The 3,471-nt window shown below is 57.0% G+C and carries 3 protein-coding genes, 1 tRNA gene and 1 pseudogene; 1 reads left to right on the top strand and 4 read right to left on the bottom strand.

Features of this window, described 5'->3' with window-relative positions; translation table 11 throughout:
* Positions 1–222 (bottom strand): annotated as a pseudogene (locus tag EN879_RS40225) (hypothetical protein); the annotation flags it as partial.
* A 222-nt stretch (positions 223–444) separates the two neighbouring features.
* Here EN879_RS40225 and EN879_RS28540 point away from each other — a divergent pair.
* Positions 445–520: transfer RNA gene (locus EN879_RS28540), tRNA-Thr, on the top strand.
* Between the two features lie 49 nt (positions 521–569).
* On the opposite strand, the gene EN879_RS28535 is transcribed toward EN879_RS28540, so the two are convergent.
* The 3 genes from EN879_RS28535 to EN879_RS28525 all read right to left on the bottom strand — a co-directional run.
* On the bottom strand, positions 570–1,550 hold the full coding sequence (locus tag EN879_RS28535; protein WP_063169965.1) for a GlxA family transcriptional regulator: 981 nt from the start codon (positions 1,548–1,550) through the stop codon (positions 570–572).
* 29 nt (positions 1,551–1,579) lie between these two features.
* Positions 1,580–2,464, bottom strand: coding sequence for an alpha/beta hydrolase (locus EN879_RS28530; RefSeq protein ID WP_348627661.1), 885 nt, complete (start codon positions 2,462–2,464; stop codon positions 1,580–1,582).
* A 3-nt stretch (positions 2,465–2,467) separates the two neighbouring features.
* Positions 2,468–3,471 (bottom strand): betaine/proline/choline family ABC transporter ATP-binding protein (locus EN879_RS28525; RefSeq protein WP_127274402.1); only part of this gene is annotated, 1,004 nt, incomplete at its 5' end.

The raw sequence follows: 3,471 nt of genomic DNA, 5'->3' as shown, positions 1-3,471 counted from the left end.
GAGCGCGCGATCAAGCGCGGCAAAAGCCGAGCGATAGACCCTCTCGCGGAACGCGCGGTCCTCGGCATTGCCTTTCTCCAAGGCGTTCCGGATCGCTTTTTCGATCGCGTCCAAGCGGGTCCCTCTGTCTTTGCCTACCTTGCCGTGATCGTTAGCCGCAGGCGACCAATCAATCAACGGGCGAGCGGCGCATTCTGCCTCGCAGAGGTATGCAAAGTCCATTCCGGCGCTGTTCCGGCAACAAAATCAGCATGTTTCACCGATTTTCACGCGCGGAGAGCGCACGTACCGTGCGCCGCATCCCTTGGCGATTGATTGGCGGACAAGGCGGCGGCCGGCTTTCGAGGGTGCCATGACGCCGCCGCAGGAATTGCCAAGTCGCATCTTGAATTCGCGCCCGGTTGCGTCTATCACCGCCGCATCTTGGAGGCGTTGGCTTCCCGGGCCGCTTTAGCTCAGTTGGTAGAGCACCGCATTCGTAATGCGGGGGTCGCGTGTTCGAGTCACGCAAGCGGCACCATTTACTTGTTCACAGCCGTCCATTCGTTTGGGGCCGCAACCCCAACATCTCACGACCTAGATGGGACGGCTGACGTGCCTCGGGACTGCTTGAAGTCGGTGGGAGTAAGGCCAGTTTGGCGCTTGAAGGCGCGGCTGAAGTGTCCCGCATTGCTGAAGCCACAGCGGAATCCAATCTCGCCCATGTTTAGGTCGCTAACCTCGAGGAGCGTCTTTGCGTAGTGCACGCGTATCGCGAGATATGCCGACAGTGGGCTCCTACCGATTTCAGCAAAAAACAACCGTTCAAGCTGTCGTCTCGAAACGCTGAGCGATCTTGCAATGTCGCTGACAGCCAACGTTTCTTGGACGTTGCTCTCCATGAGAAGGAGGGCACGCCTCAGTTGTCTACTTTCGGCGTTTGGGAAAAGATCTCCCACGGGCTGGACGTCGCGGGTCGTCCTGACCCGATCAAGAATAAGGATCTTGGCAGCTTTCTCGCTAGCTTTCTTACCAATGGACTCTGCCACAAAATGACCAGCCAGGTCGGCCGCTCCGACACCGCCAGCGCAGGTTGCGCGGCTTCTGTCGACGGAGAACAGGCTATCCGCATGTGCCAAGACTTGCGGGAACATGGTACGGAAATCTTTGACGTGGAGCCAGCTCACGGACACGTTGTAGCCGTCCAGCAATCCATATCGAGCGAGTACGAAACTGGCTGTGCAGAGCGCCGTCAATCGAACTCCGCGCGATGCGGCCTTTAGCAGGAAGGCTTCCTTCTGGCTTCCAAGAGTATCGCCCGTGTTCAGAAGCCCGCCAACGACAACGATATCGTCGTATTCCTCCGGGTGCTGGAGTTCTCTCGTCGGCATCACTTCGATGCCGCAACTTGCGCGGATAGGCAAACCACGCTCGCCAACCACTTGCCAGTCGAACTCTACTCTTCGACTCCGATCATCCTCGTCGCCCGCAAGCCGCAGCGTGTCGACGAAAAGCGCAAACGGCGAAAGCGTAAAATGGCGCGTCAGCAGAAACGCAAACTTTCTGGCCATCTCTCGTCATCACCGGTTAGGTCGGAGAACTACTGCAGCGTATCGAAAAGTGCCGCGACGATCATTTCAGGCGCATCTTCCTGGACGAGATGACCTGCTTGAGGCACGGCCGTCATCACCCCGTTGGTGAGCTTCTCGGACAATTTCTGTCCTTGCGCGATTGGGATCCACTCGTCTTCACGACCCCATAGAATTCGAACGGGAAAATTCATCGGCCTATAAAGCTTTTCGACTTCGTCGGTGAATTTTTGATCCATTTGGGCGATCTGTCGATAGAAGGCCGGCTTGCCTACGGGCCCAAGCCAAGGCTGCATATAGAGGTCCAGAGCTTCGCTGCGAAGGGTCTGGAACGCCGCGCCTTGCAGGTACGCTCGCAAGATCGATTCGTGAATGTAATCGGGGGCGCCGGCAAACGCGGCTTCATGCTTTCGCGCATGCTGCACCAAGGCGGAGCCCCAAGGGGCGACCGCCACAGGGTCGACCAACAACAGGCTACGATACCGCACATCGTTAAGATAGTGGGTGCGAAGTGCAGTCGAGCCGCCAAAATCATGACAAAGGACGTCAGGCTCCTTCACGCCCCACTCCTTCAACAGTGAGGCAAAAAGTTTGTTCTGCACGCCTAGCGACACATCCTGACCATCCGCCTTTGCGGATTGACCATATCCGAGGAGATCGAAGAAATAGACCGTCCGGCGTGAAGCTATGAGAGGCGCTATGCGGCGCCATACTTGTGACGAAAACGGCGTTCCATGAAGCATCACCAAGGGAGCGCCCTCCCCGATCCGGCCCCACGCAACGTCCTGGCCTTCAAAACGAAACGACTGATCTAGCTTCAGCATCGGTGCCTCTTGATAACCTCTATGATGATGATTGCGGAAATCGTGCCAAGGCGGAACGATCCCGAGCGACATAGCCTATCGTTCTGCGCGGTTCCCTGGATTCGCCGGCTGATTGGCAGAGTACAACACCGGTCGAAATGAAATGGTGCCCCCACCGTTTTCGCTACCCCACAGTCCGCCGTATCCAATCATGGCCGCCATGATCTGGTCCTTTGTCACTCGACCCAACGGTTTGCCGTGTCCGTCGACGACGACGCTCTCGTGCCCGCCATGCTGGCACATCAGCTTTGCAGCCGCATTCAGGGTGGTGTCAGCTGAGAGAAGAGATTTCGGCAAAGCGCTCGCCGGATTTGACGGCGTCATAATCGCGTCAACTCGTATTATACGTCCTCTGTTGACGTCCTTTACAAACGAGGCCACGTAGTCATCTGCCGGCCGAAGAACGATGTCCTGGCTCGAACCTTGTTGAACCACCTCGCCGTTGCGAAGGATGGCAATCTGGTCTCCCAGTCTCAACGCCTCATCAAGATCGTGCGTGATGAACACGATCGTTTTTTTCACCTCCTGCTGAATATTCCGCAGCATCTCCTGCATGTCTGACCGAATGAGGGGATCGAGGGCAGAAAACGCCTCGTCCATCAGCAGGATTGGCGAGTCGCTTGCCAAAGCCCGAGCCAACCCGACACGTTGCTGCATGCCGCCCGAAAGCTGGTTCGGATACCGGTCTTCAAATCCGTTCAACCCAACGCGTGAAATCCAGCGCATCGCCTTTTCACGATGCCTATAGCGATCGCCGCCTTGGATCTCCAGGCCGTACAGGGTGTTCTCCAGAACGTTGCGATGCGGAAGCAAAGCAAATTTTTGAAACACCATCGCCGTGGTGTTGCGACGAAAGGCCCGCAAAGCATGCTCATCCAATTTGAGAACGTCCTGGCCGCCAACGATGATCTGGCCAGCCGTCGGCTCAACCAGCCGGTTGATGTGCCGTATCAAGGTGGATTTCCCGGATCCCGAAAGGCCCATTATGACGTGGACCTGACCAGCAGCCATATTGATGCTAACGTCGTTCAGTCCAAGGA

The organism is Mesorhizobium sp. M7A.F.Ca.AU.002.02.1.1 (genome assembly GCF_003998535.1).
GTDB classification, from domain to species: Bacteria; Pseudomonadota; Alphaproteobacteria; order Rhizobiales; family Rhizobiaceae; genus Mesorhizobium; species Mesorhizobium ciceri.
This window is presented reverse-complemented; position numbering and strand designations above follow the sequence as displayed.